A 17,425-nucleotide genomic window follows, 5' to 3' on the forward strand; every position below is an offset into this window, starting at 1 on the left:
GGGTACCTGCTCGGCGCGGTGACGGGGAACACGGCGCCGAGGGGACGCGGCATGCCGGGACGTGGCCGTCCCCGGGCACGCGCATGGATCCGTGGTGCGCGCGCCGGCCGTCCGCCGGACCGGGCCCAGCAGGCGATGCCCGACGCCGCCGCCGAGCTCCTGGCGGCGGCCGCGACGGAGCGTGGAGGACGCCATGAATCGGCCAGGGGTCGCGGGAGCGCGGCCGTCCCCGGGGCGGCACGACGACCCGGACACGGCGACCGGCGAGGACGCGTCGGGCCGTGAGGACGCGTCGGGCCGTGAAGGTGCGTCGGGCCGTGAAGGTGCGTCGGGCCGTGAAGGTGCGTCGGGCCGTGAGGACGCGTCGGGCGGGGAGGTCGGATCCGTGGCGGCCGTCGCGGCCGCCGCCGGGCTGACCGCGGCCGAGGTCGCCGAGCGGATCGCCGACGGCCACGTCAACGACGTGCCGCTGCGCTCCAGCCGGACCCTCGGGCAGATCGTCCGCGCCAACGTGTTCACCCGGATCAACGCGATCATCGGCGTCCTGCTGGCGTTCGTGCTGGTCGTCGGCCCGTTGCAGGACGCCCTGTTCGGCGGCGTGATCGTCGCGAACACCCTGGTGGGGTTGTTCCAGGAGCTGCGCGCGAAGCGCACCCTGGACCGCCTGGCGGTGGTCGGGGAGTCCCGGCCGGTGGTGCGCCGCGACGGGGTCGCGGCGCCGCTCGCCGTGGCCGAGATCGTCCTTGACGACGTCATCGAGCTCGGGCCGGGCGACCGGATCGGCGTCGACGGCGTCGTCGTCGAGGCCGAGCACCTGGAGGTCGACGAGTCGCTGCTCACCGGAGAGGCCGACCCGGTGCACAAGCAGCCGGGTGACCAGGTGATGTCCGGCAGCTTCGTGGTCGCGGGCGGGGGAGCCTTCCGGGCGACCCGGGTGGGCCGCGAGGCCTACGCCGCGCAGCTCGCGGAGGAGGCCAGCCGGTTCACCCTGGTGCACTCCGAGCTGCGCGCCGGCGTCAGCACGATCCTGCGGGTCGTCACCTGGATGATCATTCCGACCGGCGTCGCACTGATCATCAGCCAGATCCTCGTCAACGACGACGACCTGCCCGAGGCGATCCGCCGGATGGTCGCGGGCCTGGTGCCGATGGTGCCCGAGGGGCTCGTGCTGCTCACGTCGGTGGCCTTCGNCGTCGGGGTGGTACGGCTGGGGCGCCGCCAGTGTCTCGTTCAGGAACTGCCGGCGATCGAGGGGCTGGCCCGCGTCGACGTCGTCTGCCTCGACAAGACCGGCACCCTGACCGAGGCGGCGATGGACGTCGCCGAGCTACGCATCGTCGATGCGACCGATGCGACCGCGGCGACCGCGGCGACCGCGGCGACCGCGGCTGCCGGTGCGACCGCGGCTACTGACGCCGACGGCAGCCCCGCGGCGGAGGCGGCCCGCCGGGTGCTCGGCGCGCTCGGCGCCGCCGACACCCGGCCGAACCCCAGCATGCAGGCCATCATCGACGCCTACCCGGCGCCGGCGGGCTGGACGGTGCGCGCGGACGCCCCGTTCTCCTCGGCCCGCAAGTGGAGCGGTGCCACCCTGGTTGACCCGGCCGGCGGCGTCGCCACCTGGCTGCTCGGCGCGCCGGACGTGCTGCTGCCCGCCGGTCATCCGGTGCTCACCGAGGTCGACGGCCACGGGGCGCGCGGCCTGCGGGTACTGCTGCTCGGTCGGTTCACCGCTGCGCTCGACGGCGCGCTTGCCGACCCGGCGGGTGTCCCGGCGGCCGTCGTGCCGGTCGCGATCGTCGTCATCGCCCAGCGGCTGCGGGCCGACGCGCCGGACACGCTGCGCTACTTCGCCGAGCAGAACGTCGCGGCGAAGGTGATCTCCGGGGACAACGCGCTGTCCGTCGGCGCGGTCGCCCGTTCCCTGGGCCTGCCCGGCGCCGACGCGCCGGTGGACGCGAGAACGCTGCCGACCGATCCCGCCGGCCTCGCCGACGCCCTGGAGACCCATTCGATCTTCGGACGGGTGACCCCGCAGCAGAAGCGGGCGATGGTCGCCGCGTTGCAGTCGCGCGGGCACACGGTCGCGATGACCGGCGACGGCGTCAACGACGTTCTCGCCCTCAAGGACGCCGACATCGGCGTCGCGATGGGTTCGGGCAGCCAGGCGGCCCGCGGCGTCGCGCAGATCGTCCTGCTCGACAACAGCTTCGCGACGTTGCCGTCCGTCGTCGCCGAGGGACGCCGCGTCATCGGCAACATCGAACGGGTCGCGAACCTGTTCCTGACGAAGACCGTCTATTCGGTTCTGCTCGCCCTCCTCGTCGTCGTCACCCGGGTGCCCTACCCGTTCCTGCCGCGGCATCTCACCCTGCTCGGCTCGCTGACGATCGGCATCCCGGCGTTCTTCCTCGCGCTCGCCCCGAACGCCGAGCGGGCCCGCCCGGACTTCGTCGGCCGGGTGCTGCGCTTCGCGCTGCCTGCCGGGATCCTCGCCGCGGCGGCGACCATGGCGTCCTACCTGGTGGCGCGGTCGATCTACGACGATCTGAACGCTGAGACGTCGATGGCGACCCTGACGCTGTTCCTCGTCGCGCTGTGGGCGCTGGCGATCGTCGCCCGCCCCTACACGTGGTGGCGGATCGCCCTGGTCCTGACCATGGCGGTCGCCTTCGTGCTGGTCCTGGTGATCCCGTTCGGCCAGGAGTTCTTCCAGCTGTCGCTGGTGGGAACGACCGGCCCATGGACCGGTGCGGGCATCGCCGCGGGCGCGGGGGTCCTGCTCGAACTCGTCTGGCTGCTGACCCGCCGGCACCTGTCCGCCGCGGCGTCGCGCGGCGAACTCGCCGCGGCGCGTCGCCCCTCGGTGACGCAGAGCAACGTGCGGACCCTGCCGGCGCCATCGGCCCCGCCGGCGCTGTCGGCGCTGTCGGCACCCGGTGCCGGGCCCGCCGCGCCGAGCGCCGGGCCGGGCACCGGCGACACACCCGACGCGCGGGATGAGGTCACCGCGGGTGGGGGGACGCCGGGGGGGCGCGCCTGACCCGCGCCGGGGGCGGCTCCTGCCCGCCGGTCGGGCCGCCGTCGGACTCCCGCCGGGTCTGCGGGATCGGTCCGGCCACGCCGCCGACCTGCGTGGCTGGCCTGCTCGATCCGCGGGTGGCCGGGGCGCCGACGGTGGCGAGCGGGCTGCGCAGGGCGGTGAGGGCGAGGGCGCTGGCTGCGACGGAGGCGGTGAGGATGGCGGTGGAGGCGCCGTCGACCGCGGTGGGGTCGGGCAGGGCGAGGCGGGTGATGAGGAGGCTGACGGTGTAGCCGATGCCGGCGAGTAGGCCGAGGGGGACCAGGTGGCGCCAGCGGACGCCGTCGGGGAGGCGGGCGAGGTGGAGGCGGACGGCGAGCCAGGCGCCGGCGGGGACGCCGAGGAGTTTGCCGGCGAGCAGGCCGACGGCGACGCCTCGGCTGATCGGGTCGGTGGCGACGTGGAGCAGGGCGTGCGGGGTGAGGGAGACCCCGGTGGCGGACAGGGCGAACGCGGGGAGGATCACGGCGGCGTTGATCGGGCCGAGGTGGCGTTCGAGGCGGGTGGCGGGTGCTTCGGGTTCGTCGGGGTCGGGGTGGACGCGCACGAGCAGGCCGAGGGCGACGCCGGCGACGGTGGGGTGGATGCCGGCGGCGTGCAGGCTGATCCAGACGGCGGCGGCGAGGGGGAGGTGCAGTAGCGGGGAGGTCCAGCGGCGGTGGTGGGCGAGGGCGGTGGTGGCGAGCAGGGTGGTGGCGGTGGCGAGCCAGGCGGGGTTGATGCCGTGGTTGAGGCCGAGGGCGATGAGCAGGATGCCGCCGAGGTCGTCGGCGACGGCGAGGCCGAGCAGGACGGTGCGTAGCCCCGGCGGGACTCGGGGGCCGGCGAGGGAGAGCACGCCGAGGGCGAAGGCGATGTCGGTGGCGACGGGGATGGCCCAGGCGTGCCCGGCGCCGGGGGTGTGGTGGGTGAGGGCGAGGCAGAGCAGGGCGGGGGCGAGCATGCCGCCNGCGGCGGCGGCGACGGGGAGTGCGGCGCTGCGGCGGTCGGCGAGGGTGCCGAGGGCGAGTTCGCGTTTGAGTTCGAGGCCGACGGTGAAGAAGAACACGGCGAGCAGGGCGTCGGCGACCCAGTCGGTGAGGTGCATGTCGGCGAGGTGTAGCCAGGACGGTCCGAGGCCGGCCGGGGTGGACCAGACCGTGTGGTAGGTGCCGGGGGCGGTGTTCGCCCAGACCAGGGCGGCCACCGTCGCGGCGAGCAGGAGCAGCCCGCCGGTGGTCTCCGCCCGCAGAAAAGCGGCGAACCCGTCGCGATCTGCCCCTCGGGCGCCGCGGGGCAGCCGTTGCGACCACCGGCCCGGGCCCCGTCCCTGCCCTGGGACAATGGCCCGCCTGCGTACAGTTCGGCGGCGGACCGGGCCCGGTTCAGGGGGCGGTTGCGACACGTCACTGCTCCTCCGTCGCGGCCGCCGCGCGACGGCGTCTGCGGATCGGCGGCGGATTACCGGCCGTCTCGGAGATCGTAACGAGAAATTTCTTCTCCCGCGGTGTCGACGGCGAGGACGCCACGTCCGGACCCGTTGTCGAGGGCTTTTCCGGGGGTCGTGACGAGGGCGGGCGTACCGCAATTCGACGGGTCGCCCAGCCGTGCCGACATTCCGCTGGTGGCCGGCCGCGGACCGGGATTTGCGGGGACAATGCACTGCCAATACGGCGGGAACCGGCGCTGGGCTATTTCGTTCACGGTTACGCGTCCATGCCCTCGGCTCGCGCCACTCTCGGCGAAAGGCGGATGCGGGGGCGACGGGTGGCGACGAATGTCTCCCCGGGCACGGCGCGCAGCGAGAACCCGCCGGGAGCCCACCGAGAACCCGGCTGCGGGTGCCGTCAGCCGCCGCCCCCGGTCGCCTGGCGTCCGCCGCGACCCTCGTCGTCCGGGGCGGTCCGGGGCGCGGGAGGCGTGGTCGTCATCCTGACCGCCGGGCTGACCGTCGCGGCGGTTCGGCGGCGGGTCGGGCCGTCGGCGAGTCGGGCGAGGTAGGCGTTGTACGCGTCGAGTTCCGCGTCGACGTCGCCGGCGGCGGCGATGCGGCGCTCACGGGCCCGGGTGCGCCGGTCATCCATCCGCGACCACTGGATGACGAGCACGACGAGCACGGCGAACGTCGGCAGTTCGCCGAACGCCCAGACGATGGCGCCGGCGGTGTGCTGGTCGCTGAGCGCGCTGACGCCCCACGGCCGCACCAGCCGGCCGTACCAGTCGGCGGCGAGTAGCGACGACTCACTCATGATCGCTATTCCGAGGAAGGTGTGGAACGGAACGGCGCTCAGCAGCATGATGATCCGCCCAGGGTGCGGCAGCCGCCGCGGCAACGGGTCGATCCCGATGAGCAGCTCGAAGAACAGCACGCCGACCGCGAGGAAGTGCACGTTCATGTAGAGGTGACCGAGGTGGTTGTGCATGAGCGTGGTCAGCAGCGACGTCATGTACAGCACGTAGAGGCTGCCGATGAAGTTCGCCGTCACCCACGCCGGATGGGTCAGCACCCGCACCGGCCACGAGTGCAGCACCGCCACCAGCCACTCCCGCGGCCCGCTGCGGTGCGGGGCCCGCGCGGGACGCATCGCCCGCAGCGCCAGTGTCACCGGCGCGCCGAGGACGAGGGGGATCGGGGCGCACATGCTCAGCAGCATGTGCTGGGTCATGTGCACGCTGAGCAGGACGGGCCCGTAGCGCCCCAGCCCGCTGGAGGTGGCGAAGACGACGACGGCCAGACCGCACAGCCAGGCGATGGTGCGCCCCACCGGCCAGCGGATGCCCCGGGCGCGCAGGCGGAGCAGCCCGGCGAGGTACAGCCCGGCGGCGAGCACGCAGGCGCTGAGGAACACCCAGTCGATCCGCCAGTCGCCGGCCAGCCGGGCGGCCGACACCGGCGGCGGCATCGGGTAGCCGAGCAGCGCCCGGGTCGGGTCGGCGGGGACGAGGGCGTCGTCCACCGGCGGCGCCGTGCGGGACAGCCCCACGGCCAGGCCCAGCGTCGCCGTCAGCACGATCAGTTCCACGCCCGCCAGCCGCACGAACCGACCGACCGCCCCTGCCGTGGTTCCAGTCTCTGCCGCGGTTCGCGTGTTCGCCGTCGTTCCAGTCTCTGCCGTGGCCGTGGTGACCCGGTCGACGACCCGGCGGCGCAACAGGCCGCCCAGCGCGACCGCGGTGATCAGGCCCACCGCCTTGAGCGTGACGAGCAGGCCGTAGCGGGTCTCCCACAGCGGCGCGAGGCCGCCGAGCCGCAGCGCGGCCCCGCCGATCCCGCTGACCGCGGTGGCAGCCGCCGCACCGGCGGCGAACCGGCTGTGCCGCCGCAGCGCCGGGCCGAAGGAGCCGGCGGGCAGCCGCACGGCGGACAACAGCCCCAGCAGCCCGCCCGCCCACGCCGACGCGGCGAGGATGTGGACGGCGAGCGCTACCACCGCGATCGCGTGGTCACCAGACGTGGCGGCGTGCCCGGCCAGCACCGGCGGCAGCAGCCCGACGGCGGCGACGGCGAGCAGCGCGCCGGCCGCGGTCGTCGTCGTCACCGTGCGGCCCACGATCGCCACCACGGCGGCGAGCGCGGCGACGGTGAGCAGGGCGCGCCCCTGCTCGGTCGAGGCGACGAACGAGCGCAGCGCGTGCAGGTCGAGCACGTCCCCGGCCGGCTGCGCGGAGACGTCGGACAGGGTGAACACCAGCTCCGCCAGTGTGGCGATCATCCACACGACCGCGGCATCGNCCGCGTACCGCCCGCAGCGGCGCGCGGTCGACGTCAGCGGCCGCTGCCGGGACCCGGCCGCGCGTTCCGGCAGGCCGGCGGGCGGCCGGTCATCCGAGCGAGCCCTCGCCTGCGCCCCCGCGCGTGTGGCCACGTCGCCGGTGCGCGGGGCCGCCTCGCCTGTGCGCGGGGCGGCCTCGCCTGTGCGCGGGGCCGCGTCGTCCGTGCGCGGGGCAGTGTCGTCGGCGAGCGATGCCGGCGCATCGTCCGCACTGGACGGCTCGCGGTCGCGGCGCACGGGGACGCGCCGGGCCGGAAGCAGGACCGCGGCGGCGAGCAGCCAGCCGAGCGTGGCGACCGAGGCGATCCGGCCCACCAGCCGGGCGAACGGCAACGCCCAGTAGGTGCCCTCGCCTGACGAGGGCAGCCCGGGAAGCCGGAGCGGACCCGGGCCGAAGCCGACGACGAGAGCCAGCACGGCACAGCCGGCCAGCGCCGCGACGGGCAGCGCGCGGGGCACGGCACCCACGGGCCGCACTGCACCCACGGGCCGGGTAGCCGTCGGCGCGGCCGTCGCCGGTGCCGCGATGGCGTCCCCCGGCGGGCGGACCTCCGCGGCAACGGGGTCGTCGGTCGAGGCGGGCGGGCCCGTCGAGGCCGAAATGTCCATGGTCAGCGCGCTCCGGGTTGACGACGGCGCAGGATCAGAAAGACGAGCAGGCCGCCGACCACGAGGACGACGACGGCGGTGATCACCACGAAGAGGGCCCCGCCGACACCCCCACCGTCCCCACCGCCCCCATCGTGCGCGTCGGCGGCGGGCGCCGTCGAGGCGGACCCGCCGGGAACCGCCGCGATCCCCGCGCCAGGTGTGGTCGTGGCGGTGGCCGCGCCGACGCCGGGGGCGGGCCCGCCGCCTGCGGCCGCCGACGCGGAGCCGGCGGCGCCGCCCCGGGAGCTCGCCCGTCCGGCGACGGTGAACGTGAACGTCCCCCCGACGGGATGGCCGTCCTCGGAGACGGCCTGGTAGGAGACCGTGTAGCGCCCGCCGGCCAGCGCCATGAGCGGTTGGCGGACCGTCGCGCCCTCGACCATCGTGGCCCCGTTGATCACGCTGGCACCGTCGGCGCCGGTCACGGCGACGTGGGTGTAGCGGGACGAGACGGACTCGTTGAAGGTCAACGTGATCTCGCCCGGGGCGGTGGCCACCACGCTGTCCCCGGCCGGCGTGGTGGCCACGAGCCTGGAGTGCGCCGCGGCGGGGGCCGCCAGGGCCAGCAGCAGCGCGGGAAGGATCGCGGCGACGACGCCGACCGCGGCGGCGAACCTGTTCCGCCGGGCGCCGCCGGGACACGCGGAAGCCGTCTGCACCTGTCGTCGCACCCGCCAGATTCTACGCGCGGTAGAACGTGGATCGTGGGCACTGCCGGGCGGAACCCGCGTACCAGCAGGGGCGGCTGTCGCGCGAGCGCGCCAGGCAGCATCGAAGATCAGAAGGACAGGGCCCACGATCCTGCCCCCGTCGACCGCACCCACGAACCGGCTCAAGCCGTCACCACGGCCGGACCTGTCGGCCCTACCCGAACCGCCAGCGTGGGCGGTCGAGGCTGCCAGGGGGCAACTGGGCCGGTTCGCGGTCCCGTCGGCTGTGCGGGCCCTGGCCCGGTCGCTTGCGGGTGTGCAGTCATGAGGCTCACACCCACCCAGCGAGNCGCGGTCATGGTCCGGCTCTGCCACGAGATCGGGGAGCGGCGCCCGGCCAGTCGTGAGCAGATCATCCGGGACCTGTACGGCGCCCCGACCGCGACCAGCATCAGCGGCACCCCGACCGATGCCGCCACCCTGGCGCCACCCCTGGCGCCCGTTGTCGTGGAGCCCGCCCCCCTGGTGACCAGTGAGCCGATCGAGCCCGCCCCCCTGATCAGGGGCCTGATACCGCGGTGTCGTTCGCCGATGCTGCGGCCCGGTTGCGCCTATCCATCTCGACCGTCCGCAGGTACGCCGCGCCATCGTCGGGCCGACTGCGCCGGTCGGGAACGGGCGTCGCTCTGGCGTCGGTAGAAGCTCTGGCAGGCTGATCGGATGGCCTGACGACGGCCACCAGGCGCGGACGTCATAGTCCTGGTGGCCGTTGGTGCAGGTCAAGCGGTCTGTGACTCCTCGCCGCCGCTCGCAGGTCGAACCACACGCCTACTGGCAAGCAGACGGTTAACGACGTCTTCCAGGACCTCCCCGGGGGTCGGAGCCCCCTCCCGGTCCGTATCGATGGAACCGCCGGGCCTGAACAGTCGCACCCTGGCCGCGTACGGGATGGCGTCGCGGAAGCGTCGAGCGAGGGCTACCGCGTCATGGCCGGGCTCGGTCTCGTCCACCGTCACATGGGCGGTTGCCCGGTCAGGGTTGGCGAAGTCGACGATCACCATCATCAGGTGGCCTCACCGTCCTGCGGGACGTCCTGATCGAACACGAGCATGGTGGTGCCGACGTTGCTGATCGCCTCGACCAGGCGAGCGCCTGGCGCCACGTCGCCCAGGGCAAGCATGATGTCGGCCAGTCTCACGCCGGTGTCGACGATCGCCGTAGTGCGGCCTGACGTGTGGTGCACGTTGACGCCCGGCATCGCCGGTAGCTGTACCGGATGAGTCGGATCCGGGAGTGCCTCATCTAGTGTCCCGCCTGACCGGTGGGTGCTCCGCTTGTCAGCCACGGTCGCCCCCTTCCGGCCCCCTGGTCACGCCCATCCGCCCGCCTCCTGTTGGTCGAGGACACCGGGCACGCCCGCCCGTAGCTGAAGCGCGCCCGGTGCCAGTAGGCGCCCCGCCCGGGGGCCGATGNTGGGGATAGCTGCCCGGACGGAACGCCACACGAGCGTCACGCAGTACGGAGGACACTGCTACCGCCCGCATGGGACGCTTGGGGATGTCACGGCGCCCGGCAAGGCGTCCCGTTGCGTCCTTTCGGAGTCGGCATGCGAAATGAGCGTCTGGGCGCCGCCCTGGCGAGTAGACGAATGGATCCTGCGAGCCTGGCCGAAGCGGTAGGTGTTGATCACAAGACGGCGGAACGCTGGCTCTCGAAGGGCAGGACACCGCGCCGACGAACGGCTCTCGAAGTCGCGGCACTGCTCAAGGAAGATCNGGCGTACCTCTGGCCTGCCCTCGTTGATGACGCGCNCCAGGACTCGGCGAGCCGAGCCGAGTTCGTCACCCTGTACCCCCACCGGGGCGCCGTCCCGTTGAACCTCTGGGCATCGCTCCTCGACCAGGCGAAGGACTGCGTCGATGTCCTGGTCTACGCCGGGTTGTTCCTGACCGATGGCACTCCCGACCTCGCCAAGCGGCTTATCCACAAGGCGGAGAACGGTGTGCGCGTGCGCGTGCTCCTCGGTGATCCTGACTCGGAGGCAGTGGCCGCACGGGGAGCCGAAGAGGGGGTGTTCGGCGGGGTGTCCGCTCGGATCAAGCTGTCTCTGACCCACCTGCAAGACGCCATTGGGGCGCCAGGGGTTCACATCCATCTGCACAGTACNACGCTCTACAGCTCCATCTACCGTTTCGATGACGTCCTGCTCGCGAACACCCACGTGTTCGGAGCTCCGGCCGCTCAGAGCCCCGTGGTCCATGTCCAGCGGATCCCGGGCGGTCGGCTGTTCGACCACTACATGAGCAGCTTCGACCGGGTGTACTCCGGCTCCGTGCCGGTAGAGGGGAGCGTGGTCCACCGTGGCTAGAAGGGACTTCTACAACGATCCGGCCGCACCGAAGCCGAATTCGATCGTCCCGGCGGCTACCGTCGTCGTTCCCGATGAGCGGGGCCGGGTGCTGCTCATCCGCCGATCGGACAACGGCCGGTGGGCGCTCCCGGGTGGGCAGATGGAGGTGGNCGAATCCCTGCCNGAAGCGGCAGCGCGAGAGGTCGGGGAGGAGACCGGGCTGACCGTAGAGATCATCGGCATCCTGGGGACCTACACGGACCCGCGGCATGTGATCGCCTACGACGATGGAGAGGTCCGGCAGCAGTTCGCGGTGTGCTTTGAAGCTCGGGTGACCGGCGGGACACTGTTGGCGGACGGCAGCGAAGCAAAGGAGGCGCGTTTCGTCGCGGTGGAGGAACTCGACACGTTGAACTTGCATCCGTCCATGCGTCTGCGAGTCGATCACTTCTTTGCCCGCCAGTCGACTCCCTACCTCGGCTAGGGAAGACTCAGCCGACACTGCGTCACTGTCCGCCTNCACTCCGGAAAGTCCTGCGCGACGGACCGGGTGGCTTGCCCAGGGGGAAGATCATTGAAGGGTAAGGGGGTCATGATCGAAATATTCTTCGTGTTGATGCTCAGAATGACGTGCGTTGATCAGTGAGGGTCGCGGCCACCTTGATCCCCAGTAGCGATTTTGATGGCCATGATCCTTGTCTCGTTGCGTCCAGGCGCTACCGATCAAGTCGACGTGCCCGACTCAGCACGAAGTCGATCAGCAGCAGCCGAGGCAAGAACAGCCTTGATCGTCGAGGCTCGCCACGTCGTACCGCCGCGCGCGCCACCGGGTACGAGGTGGACGAGAGCATGTGGGCTCTGCCGGGGGACTGTGACGGCAAGCCGTCGTGCAACACCACGTGTAATCACCCCTGCCATGACTCCGGCTGATCTCCTGTAACGCCATCGAAGGGAGCGCCGTGACCCGGATCGTGTGGGCCGAACTGCCGAGCACGGTCCGGCGCGAGGTAGAAGAACGGGCGGGACGTGTAATGGCGTCCCACTCTGCCGACGGGGGCCGCTCCGACCTCACGGCGACGCTGGAGACCGACAGCGGCTTGGTGTTCGTCAAGGCGGCGCAGGGCCGNCCCTTCGCCCCGTCCTTGCGAAATGAGGCTGCGACCAACCCGTACGTGCGGGACATCGCGCCCGAGCTCCTGTGGCACGTCAAGGCGGACGGGTGGACCGTCCTCGGCTTCGAACATGTGGCAGGGCGGCACGCGGACTTCACCCCCGGCTCGCCGGACCTTCCCCTCTTCCGTGCAGCCCTTGACCGACTTCAGTGCATCCCCCTGCCACCGCACGCCACGGCCAGAGTCGAACGGCACTACGGCCAGGAACCCGCCATGACCGGCGAGGCCCTGCTACACACCGACCTCAACCGCCACAACATTCTGATCACCGGCCAGCGGGCCGTGATCGTTGACTGGGCCTGAGCGTGCCGGGGCGCGCCGTGGGTGGACTTGGCGATGGTCGCCTTCCTGCTCATGGTCGCCGGTCACAGCGTCGAGGAAGCCGAGGCGTGGGGCGCCACCTTCCCCACCTGGGTAGACGACGGCGCGCTGACTGCATTCGTGACGGCCAACGAGCGGGTGTGGCACCAGGCCGCAGGGATGGGCGCGCCGGGGTGGAAGCTCCGGGCCGCGGGCATTGNGGGGCGCTGGGCGGAACAACGCCGATCAAGGTCATGGCGGGCTCAGTGAAGGCTGATCCTGTCCTTGCTGCCGATCCCAGCTTCCCTGGGCCAGATGGCCGATGGGTCGGGAACGTGGGGCTCGTCGAGCCGCTGGCGACGCCCCGCTTGCTCCAACACCGTGGCACTGTCTGATTCTCTACGTGACCAGCCGGGCGGCATGCTCGTGAAGAAGATCGTGCGAGATGGGGTGCGCTCCGCCGTGCCGGGCGCGCCTGCCGCTGGGACATCCNCCACCACGTCAGCGTCACTGTCTAAACCAGGATCCTGACCAAGGCCNCACCGCCAGGCGCAAGCGNTCGACCGCGAACAGCCGTCGTGAACAGCCGTCGTACGCTGTCGAACTCCTCGATTTAGGATCAAGGCGCTGACCTGGAAGTCCTCCGAGATCTCCCAGTCCTCCTGGCGGGGGGGGCTCCGTGGCCCAGGCTTCTAGCTGGATGCCTGCCACATGGTCCTGTGCCTCACTGACGATGCTGACCCAGTCCTTCCCGGTCGCCGTCAGCTCGTCTCCCTCGGCCGGGCTGGGGGGCAGGCTGTCGTCATCCAGCCATGCCTGGCCGCCTCCCCGGCGGGTTATCCGAGAACCACATCCGCAGGTTGCCGGGCTCCAGAGCAGCAATGCCGGCGCCGCGAACCGCAGGCACGCCGGCAAGAAGATGTCGGGTAGCCGACAGGTCGACATTCGACAGGAATTGTCTGCCGTATTCTTGGCATTTTACCGGTCGAAACTCCAGGGCAGCACATCGGGCCGTCGTCCGGGTTGACGGCAGCCGCGCCGAATCTGACGCCGACCCGCCCGTGGTGTCTCGTAGGGTTTTTGAAAAGCTTGACGCTCGCCCTCTTTACGCGAAAAATGACGCTGCGCCGGTAGTTGTGACGAGTCGACCGCTTGCGCATCCATTCTCGCTTTGAGGAGCGTTCATGCGTCTACGCCGGCTGTTGGTCGTCGCCCTGGTGGGGGTGNCTGCGTCAGTTCTGACCTTTGCGGGCGCCTCGCCTGCGTCCGCATCCCAGGGCTTCTGCAGTCAGAACCTGCCCGGGTGGCGGATCGTCCCCCTCGACTCGACGGCCACGCGCTATCCCGTGGATGAAAACGNCCAGNAGGACGACGCGGCCGAGCTCGTCATCTGGGGAAGGTCGGCGGGCCCGTCCCTTGGCCAGTTCATCGTGCAGTTCCGCAACCTGCGGCCCAATGGCAAGTANGCCGTCCTGGGCCAGGTCGGTACCACCCCGAACGGCTCGGATCTCGGTCAGACCGGCACCATCGGCTCCGCCCCGGGAGGCGCCTGGTGCTCGGAGACCTTCACGGGCACCAACATCTGGGCCGCACTGGTTTACCGTGCCGGCGGACACCAGTACGTGCAGGCGGCCCAGGGATACGTCGAGGGAAGAAAGCAGTAGTCGGGTCGACGCGGTGCCGGGATCTGTGCGACCAGCACAGATGAGGTGATCGCGTGGACCAGGATGACCGGCGACATCTCGGCCCGTCGTTCGGCACCGCGTGCTGNGCGTCCGGCGGCTGTGAAGGCCGTCGCGCGGCGGCGGAGCTCTGGACGTCCAGCAAGATAATCAACGGTGTTGACGTGATTCCGCATCCATGATCACGAAAACCGATCGGGTGGAGCAAGACCGCTGCGGNGGGCGGTTGCCTGGCCGCATGGCCGGGCACGCAGGGGAAGGTGGCCGGCGCGGTCCGCATTTCCTCGGGCCGGTACGCGCCCGCGCCTGTCCTCGCCCGACCGCTACCGCCCTGTGCGGCCTCCGGAGGTGGAACGTGCCCCCATCAACGTCGTCGTTGCCGGCGCCCCTGCGTCGATTCCTGGGTGCCGGCAGGGCGGCCGATCGGGTGAGCTCCTCCTCCGACCCGGCCGGGGCCGCCGCCGGGGCCGCCGCCGGGTCCGGGGCGGCAGCGTCCCGCGTGGTCGTGGTGGGCAGCGGGTTCGCCGGACTGCGGCTGCTGCGGCGGCTGGAGCGTCTGCTGCCGACGTCGGCGGCGGAACTCACCGTCGTCTCCCCGGTGGACCATCTGCTCTACACCTCCCTGATGCCGCAGGTCTGCGCGAGCTCGGTGGAGCCGCGGCATCTGGCGGTGGCCACCCGGGGAGCGCTGCGCCGCACCGTGCTGCGCCTGGGCCATGCCGTGGCGGTCGACACCCGGGCCCGCACGGTGACTGTGCAGGGCAGCGACGGCACCGTCGACGAGCTGGGTTGGGATCGGCTCGTGCTGGCTCCCGGCTCGGTCACGCGGACCTTCGACATCCCCGGCGTGCGCGAGCACGCGATCGGCCTGAAGAACCTCGCCGAGGCCGTCCATCTGCGCGACCACGTGCTGCGGCAGTTCGAGCGGGCCGACGCCACCACCGACGATGCCCGCCGGCGTGCCCTGTGCACCTTCGTGATCGTCGGCGGCGGGTACACGGGCACGGAGCTCGCCGCGCAGATGACCCGCTTCAGCCGGCGCGCGGTGGTGAACTATCCGCGGGTGCGTGCCGCCGAGGTCCGTTGGGTGCTCGTCGACCACGCGCCGAGCCTGCTGCACGAGCTGGCGCCGGCGCTCGGCCATCGGGCCGCCGACGTGCTGACCGCCCGCGGCGTCGAGCTCCGGCTGCGGACGGCGGTGAACGAGGTCACCGAGCGCACCGTCCGCCTGGGCCAGGCGGAGGCCCCCGACCGCCACGAGACGATCGACACCCACACGGTGGTCTGGTGCGCGGGGGTGTCCCCGAGNCCGCTCGTGGCCAAGCTGGGCCTGCCGACCACGCACGGTCGCCTCGTCGTCGACGACTGCTTCCGCGTCCCCGAGGTGGATGGCCTGTTCGCGCTGGGCGACGCCGCCGCGGTGCCGGACGTGACCCGCTCGGGCGCCCCGGCCGGTCAGACCGCCCAGCATGCCGTGCGCCAGGCTGCGGCCGCCGCCCGCAACGTGGCGGCGTCCCTGGGCCACGGCACCGCCCGGCCATACCGGCACCGCGATCTCGGATTCGTGGTCGATCTGGGCGGGCGTGACGCGGTGGCCAACCCGTTGGGGGTCACCTTGCACGGTCTACCCGCGGCCGTGGTCACCCGGGCGTACCACGCGTACGCGTTGAACAACGGGTCCAACCGGGTCAGGGTGCTCACCGACTGGGCGCTGGACCTGGTCATCCCGCACCAGATCGTGCAGCTCGGCTTCGCCGACGGGCGGCAGTCCACGATCGACGCCACCGAGCAGACTGGGATCTATCCCGCGGCGGCGTCAGGACGGGCGGGCGCCGACGTCGACGTCGACTCGGGCGACTCCCAGGAGCAACCGGGCCATGCGGTGGGCGGCGTCGGGGGACGGTGATCCGGGCCGGTGTCCGTCTCGGTGTCCGGATCGGATCAGGCGGTCCCGCCGCCGCCGGCTGCCACGCCGCCCACCGGGACCGCGGTGGGGCTCGTGACGAGTCGGCCGCAGGCGGCCGAGTTGGAGACCTCCTCGGGTAGCTCGGGTTTCACGTCGCTGCGGGCCGCCCCGTCGTAGCGGCCGCTGTGGTTCGCGTCGACACCGTGCTGCTCGATCACGCCCTCGCCGCGGCGCAGCTGCGCGGCGACTCTCGGAGAGACGGTGATGGTGCGCTGGTAGCCGGCGTNGCCGACGGGGAAGCGGTCCAACGCGTAGGAGCTGTCCGGGCCGGTGTCGCCGGTCGTGGTGAGCGACACCGCGATGGCGCCGATCAACTTCTTCGCATCGCCCGAACGGACCTGGCCCCCCGCGCCGGTGCCCGTCGCGTCCGGGCCGGGGCAGGAATGGCTGCCGCCGATGTGGATGTGCTGGGGGTGCGGCAGTCCCGGCGCCAGCCCGTGGGTCGCGATCCGGATGCTCAGCAGGTTCCCCCGCAGGGTCGCGGTGGCCGTGCCGCTCGCGCCGGACCGGTTCACCGGTCCGAGATCGGCGATCAGGTAGGTCGGCTCGTCGCCGGGTGTGTCACCTCGTCCGGGCGGCGTCGAGGCCGCGTCGGCGGGCGGCACGAACGGGTGGTCTGCCGGCGGCGCCAGAACCGCGGAGGCTGACCCGTCCGGGCCGGACACGGCCAGGATCGGAAGGACGGCGAGGGGAAGCAGGCCCACGCCGATGCCGGGGACGATCCCCCTGAGACCTCGTCGCATCCGCGGACTCCCTTCGGGCGGTGGACCGTCGCTGTCCTGTGATCGATCAGGTCCGTAGGGTGGCGGCATCAGCCAAGGCCACGGGCGCCCATCCGTCAACGCGATGATGAGCCGGCGGAGGGAGCCCGCGGCGGTGCCGCCCGGATCGGGGGATGCGGGTGGAGCCCGGCCGCGCGGCCGGCGCATCACCCGATCGGGCCAGCCATGGCGACGATTCGGGCGCAAGGTGGTGGGAGGTCCGTTGTCAACCCGTCGGAACGCTTTACCGGCAGGTCAGCGGGTATGCGGCCCACCCGGACGGGGGACAGCTTCATGACGACGGACGGCCTTGGGAGGCGCGGGATGGCGCTCGGTGGCCGCATCGACCGGGCCCAGCAACGCAACCGTGGCGTCGGGTTCGTCATCGCCGTCATCTACAAGTTCGCCGACGATCAGGGCGGCTACCTCGCCGCCCTGATCACCTTCTACGCGTTCCTGTCGCTGTTCCCGTTGCTGCTGCTGCTCACGACCGGGTTGGGCTTCGTCCTGCACGGCCATCCCGACCTGCAGGAACAGGTTGTGACCTCGACGCTGAGCCAGTTCCCGATCATCGGCGATCAGCTCCGCGACGACGTGCAGGCGCTCAAGGGCAGCGGGATCGCCGTCGCCGTCGGCGTCCTCGGCGCCATCTCCGGCAGCCTCGGCGTCGCCCGGGCGATCGGCAACGCCCTCGACACCGTCTGGGCGGTACCGCGCCGCGCCCGACCGAACCCGTTCTTCGCCCGACTGCGCAGCCTCAGCCTCATCGGCCTGCTCGGCCTCGGTGTGCTGATGACGACCGTGCTTTCCAGCGTCACGACCGGGGCCTCGGCGTTCGGCCGGTTGGCCGCCGGGTTCCAGGTACTCGCGGTCGTCATCTCCACGGCGGGCAACGCCGGCCTGGTCCTCGTCGCCTTCAAGGTCCTGACCGCCCGGTCCGTCCGAGTCCGCGAGATCGCGCCCGGGGCGGTGTTCGCGGNGCTCGGCTGGCAGCTCGTGCAGACGCTGGGCAGCTACTACATCGCCCACCAGCTCAAGGGCTCCACCCAGGTCTATGGN

8 protein-coding genes and 6 pseudogenes are annotated in these 17,425 nt (G+C 72.2%); 8 read left to right on the forward strand and 6 right to left on the reverse strand.

All coding sequences use genetic code 11. The features are described 5' to 3' along the window. Positions 1-193: 193 nt before the first annotated feature. A pseudogene (locus UK94_RS69205) lies at positions 194-1,190 on the forward strand (cation-translocating P-type ATPase); the annotation flags it as partial. Between the two features lies 1 nt (position 1,191). After that, positions 1,192-3,043, forward strand: a pseudogene (locus tag UK94_RS69210) (HAD-IC family P-type ATPase); the annotation flags it as partial. On the opposite strand, the gene UK94_RS28920 reads toward UK94_RS69210, so the two are convergent. From UK94_RS28920 to UK94_RS28945, 6 genes and pseudogenes are all read right to left on the reverse strand, one after another. Beyond that, on the reverse strand, positions 3,006-4,031 hold a 1,026-nt coding region (locus tag UK94_RS28920; protein ID WP_235490459.1), incomplete at its 5' end, for a Na+/H+ antiporter NhaA. The pseudogene UK94_RS69210 and the gene UK94_RS28920 sit on opposite strands and share 38 nt — an antisense overlap. 1 nt (position 4,032) lies before the next feature. After that, positions 4,033-4,724 (reverse strand): annotated as a pseudogene (locus UK94_RS76615) (Na+/H+ antiporter NhaA); the annotation flags it as partial. Positions 4,725-4,908: 184 nt separating this feature from the next. After that, positions 4,909-6,774, reverse strand: coding sequence for a cytochrome c oxidase assembly protein (locus UK94_RS28925; protein WP_235490476.1), 1,866 nt, complete (start codon positions 6,772-6,774; stop codon positions 4,909-4,911). Positions 6,775-7,445: 671 nt separating this feature from the next. Continuing rightward, a complete protein-coding gene (locus UK94_RS28930; RefSeq protein ID WP_055752317.1) occupies positions 7,446-8,144 on the reverse strand; it encodes a copper resistance protein CopC in 699 nt (232 codons plus the stop codon). Positions 8,145-8,914: 770 nt separating this feature from the next. Then, positions 8,915-9,199, reverse strand: coding sequence for a hypothetical protein (locus UK94_RS28940; protein WP_011605431.1), 285 nt, complete (start codon positions 9,197-9,199; stop codon positions 8,915-8,917). Then, positions 9,199-9,393: a hypothetical protein gene (locus tag UK94_RS28945; RefSeq protein WP_041939482.1), complete on the reverse strand. Its 195-nt coding sequence runs from the start codon at positions 9,391-9,393 to the stop codon at positions 9,199-9,201. Before UK94_RS28945 ends, UK94_RS28940 begins: the two co-directional genes overlap by 1 nt. 1,102 nt (positions 9,394-10,495) lie before the next feature. Between UK94_RS28945 and UK94_RS75350 the strand changes: the two genes are divergently transcribed. From UK94_RS75350 to UK94_RS69250, 6 genes and pseudogenes are all read left to right on the forward strand, one after another. Further along, positions 10,496-10,655, forward strand: a 160-nt coding sequence (locus UK94_RS75350) for an NUDIX domain-containing protein (protein ID WP_268761704.1), incomplete at its 3' end; no start/stop codon positions are given. A 14-nt stretch (positions 10,656-10,669) separates the two neighbouring features. Beyond that, positions 10,670-10,969: pseudogene (locus UK94_RS69230) on the forward strand (NUDIX domain-containing protein); the annotation flags it as partial. A 3,169-nt stretch (positions 10,970-14,138) separates the two neighbouring features. Continuing rightward, positions 14,139-14,947: FAD-dependent oxidoreductase (locus UK94_RS69235; RefSeq protein ID WP_235490479.1), on the forward strand; the 809-nt coding region annotated here is incomplete at its 3' end. 1 nt (position 14,948) lies between these two features. Further along, positions 14,949-15,545: pseudogene (locus UK94_RS69240) on the forward strand (NAD(P)/FAD-dependent oxidoreductase); the annotation flags it as partial. A 1,145-nt stretch (positions 15,546-16,690) separates the two neighbouring features. Beyond that, positions 16,691-17,345 (forward strand): YhjD/YihY/BrkB family envelope integrity protein (locus tag UK94_RS69245; RefSeq protein ID WP_235490482.1); only part of this gene is annotated, 655 nt, incomplete at its 3' end. Position 17,346: 1 nt separating this feature from the next. Then, positions 17,347-17,424, forward strand: a pseudogene (locus UK94_RS69250) (hypothetical protein); the annotation flags it as partial. Position 17,425: the final 1 nt, after the last annotated feature.

Origin of the sequence: Frankia sp. AvcI1 (assembly GCF_001420875.1) — a bacterium.
Lineage (GTDB): Bacteria > Actinomycetota > Actinomycetes > Frankiales > Frankiaceae > Frankia > Frankia alni.

Excerpts from the sequence above, each read along its gene's own strand:
- UK94_RS28925 (WP_235490476.1), bottom strand. The coding sequence starts at position 6,774 with ATGATCGCCACACTGGCGGAGCTGGTGTTCACCCTGTCCGACGTCTCC.
- UK94_RS28940 (WP_011605431.1), bottom strand. The coding sequence starts at position 9,199 with ATGATGGTGATCGTCGACTTCGCCAACCCTGACCGGGCAACCGCCCAT.
- UK94_RS28945 (WP_041939482.1), bottom strand. The coding sequence starts at position 9,393 with ATGCCGGGCGTCAACGTGCACCACACGTCAGGCCGCACTACGGCGATC.